At 66.8% G+C, this 2,652-nt stretch carries 4 protein-coding genes; all 4 read left to right on the forward strand.

Annotated elements, in window-relative coordinates:
- Positions 1 to 213 precede the first annotated feature (213 nt).
- The 4 genes from istB to M3Q23_00655 all read left to right on the forward strand — a co-directional run bounded on the left by istB (position 214) and on the right by M3Q23_00655 (position 2,599).
- Positions 214 to 1,053 carry an IS21-like element helper ATPase IstB gene (istB, locus tag M3Q23_00640; GenBank protein ID MDP9340621.1) on the forward strand — a complete coding sequence of 280 codons (840 nt, stop codon included), beginning with the start codon at positions 214 to 216 and terminating at the stop codon, positions 1,051 to 1,053.
- A gap of 98 nt (positions 1,054 to 1,151) precedes the next feature.
- A complete protein-coding gene (locus M3Q23_00645; protein MDP9340622.1) occupies positions 1,152 to 1,619 on the forward strand; it encodes a hypothetical protein in 468 nt (155 codons plus the stop codon).
- 302 nt (positions 1,620 to 1,921) lie between these two features.
- Positions 1,922 to 2,092, forward strand: a complete 171-nt coding sequence (locus M3Q23_00650; protein MDP9340623.1) for a hypothetical protein — start codon at positions 1,922 to 1,924, stop codon at positions 2,090 to 2,092.
- An 84-nt stretch (positions 2,093 to 2,176) separates the two neighbouring features.
- Positions 2,177 to 2,599, forward strand: a complete 423-nt coding sequence (locus tag M3Q23_00655; protein ID MDP9340624.1) for a hypothetical protein — start codon at positions 2,177 to 2,179, stop codon at positions 2,597 to 2,599.
- Positions 2,600 to 2,652: the final 53 nt, after the last annotated feature.

The following is a 2,652-nucleotide window of genomic DNA, read 5'->3' on the forward strand; positions in this document are numbered from 1 at the left end:
CGGACAGCTCGCCGAGATCCTTGCGGGGCGACGGGCGAGAGGAGGTGCGATGGAGTAGAACTCCACAGGGGCCCAGTGGTGGATTACGTGAACGCGCCGCTGGTGGATAACGCGAACGTCGACAGACTCCCACCCGCACCTGCGCCCGTACCGGATCGACCCGCCCGACCTCTCCGCGTACGCCTCCCTGAAAGGAGCATCAGCGTGAAGACCCTGCAGTCAAAGTCCCTGGTCCTGCTGCGCCACCACCTGAAGGCCCTTCGCCTGCCCACCATCGGGGCGGAGTGCGAGAAGGTGGCCCGGAGGGCAGCTTCAGACGGCTCGGACCACCTCACCTACCTGTTGCAGGTCACCGAGCTGGAGCTCCTGGAGCGAGAGCGCAAGGCCGCCGAGCGCCGGCTGAAGGCGGCCCGGTTCCCCACCCTCAAGTCCCTGGAGTCCTTCGACTTCACCGCCCGTCCCTCGGTGAACAAGGTGCTCGTGGCAGAGCTCGCTCGATGCGAGTTCATCGACCGAAGGGAGAACGTGCTGTTCGTCGGCAACCCGGGGACCGGGAAGACCCACTTGGCCATCGGCCTGGCCGCCTCCGCCTGCGCCAGGGGGTACCGGGTCCGGTTCTTCCGAGTCACCGAGCTCGTCACGCTGCTCATCGAGGCGAGGGACGAACGCACCCTCCTTGGCCTGAGGGCCCGCCTGGGGAAGCTCGACCTGCTGGTGCTCGACGAGTTGGGCTACGTGCCGGCCTCCAAGGTCGGGGCCGAGCTGCTGTTCGACGTCATCTCAACCGCGTACGAGCGAACCAGCCTGATCTTCACGACCAACCTGCCGTTCGATCACTGGACCGAGGTACTGGGCTCCGAGCGCCTCACCGGGGCCACCCTCGACCGGCTCACCCACCGATGTCAGATCATCGAGACGAAGGGCGGGTCCTACCGGCTGCGCGATGCCAAGGCCCGGATCCGAAAGCCGGGGGCGCCAGGCGAGCCGGGTCCGAAGGAGAGGGCTACGGCAGACCCTCCAGGAGCCATGGAAGGAGGACCCCGAACCCGCTAGCATCTGATCCCAGGTGCTGACCTTTTCGACCGGCCACCGTTAGCCTTTTCAACCGGCCTTTACATCGAGCGGTGGCTTCACAAGACGGGGAGGTTGTCATGACCCCCAAGCGGGTTGCCATCGCCGCTGCGGTCTTCGTGGTGGGCCTGGTGGTGTTCATTCAGGTCAACCAGTCACCGGCGCCGGCCCAGAACAAGTCGAATGGATTAGCGGAGAACGCTCCCAAGACGAGGTGCCAGGCTATTCGGCGCGGCTGGTCCGATGCGCGGGAAGCTGCACAGGCCATCGACGCGGCGCAAGGAACACTCGATCGTGCCCAGTTCGACCAGTTGGCTCCCGCCCTCTACCTTCCGGGCGCCCGATACATCCGGGTCAGCCACGATCTTGAGACCGTTGCCCCCAACTTGTCGAAGGCCGCCAGGGATGTGGGTGAGACGCTCATCAGGGCTTCACGAGGCCGCGATTTCCTCTTCTCCCAGAGCGCTCTCAAGGCCGGCGAGTACGAGGCGACTGGGCTGGCTGAACTACTTCGGCCACTCCGTGACGGCTGCCAGGGTAGGCGATAGAAGGCACCCCCTCCCGGGGAGCTCAGGGCGCACCTGGTGGCCATGGCCGCCTCTTCGCCCCCCGAGGGTCCGGACCTGGCCCGGGGGGTGGCCGCGGCCCCCTTGCGCTGGAGGTATCGGAGCTCGATCTCCAAGAGGGAGCGCCCCTCCGGGGGTGGCCTTACGGCGATCCTGCCGCTTGGGTTCCCGCGCCTCGGCCTGGGCCTTCCCTCATACCGTGGGAGGACGTGATCGTGGAGGCCGTGGTGAAGGTGGGGGACGCCGAGGAGTCCTGACACCACCGGCGGGTTACCATCGGGTCCATGCGAAGGAGACGCGACTTCTGGAGACGCGACTTCTGGAGGCGCGAGGCCAAGTGGGCGCGACGGGAGTCGAACCGCCGGGCCCGCCACGCCACACGCGCCGGCCTCCGCAAGGGCGAGGGCGATGATCTTCCCAGAGCGCCCCGCACCGAGGGCTGGATGACCTGGTGACGTGAAGAACTTCCCGTTCTTCCTGGGAGACCCGAACGGGATGTTCCACGCCCTCGGTCTGCTCGATGGTTTGCCGTCGACGTCGTGGCCACCCATCCCCGGTCGTGGGACAAAGAGCAGACCACCTTCGATCCCCGCCACTACCTGGCACTTCTGGAGCGAAAGCCCGGTGCCCTCGACGTGGCCCGGCCCCTTCAGGACTGGGAGCTGCCGGGGTGCTTCGGTCTTCTCCGCCGGCGGCTGGAGTCGGATCTCGGCTCGGTGGGGACCCGGGAGTTCATCAAGGTGCTCCGGTTTCTCGAGCACGCGTCGGTAGGCGAGCTCGCCGGGGCCGTAGAGGCCGCGCTCTCGATCGGGGCAACCAGCTCGGACGCCGTCTCGCTGATCCTTCACCACCGCCAGGAACGGCCCGTCTCGCTGTTCTCCCTGGACTCTGTCGGCGTTCACGGAAACCACCAGTTGAAAGGGCTCGCGTTCAAGTTATCCACCAGTCCCGCGTTCACGTAATCCCGCAGTTCTGAGGCGGGAGGTCCACCACCTGGGCTCCTTGTCAACGTAGG

Source organism: Actinomycetota bacterium (assembly GCA_030774015.1).
Classification (GTDB): domain Bacteria; phylum Actinomycetota; class UBA4738; order UBA4738; family JACQTL01; genus JALYLZ01.

Bases quoted from the DNA above. Each gene is read 5' to 3' on its own strand.
- M3Q23_00645 (MDP9340622.1), top strand. From the start codon at position 1,152: ATGACCCCCAAGCGGGTTGCCATCGCCGCTGCGGTCTTCGTGGTGGGC.
- M3Q23_00650 (MDP9340623.1), top strand. From the start codon at position 1,922: ATGCGAAGGAGACGCGACTTCTGGAGACGCGACTTCTGGAGGCGCGAG.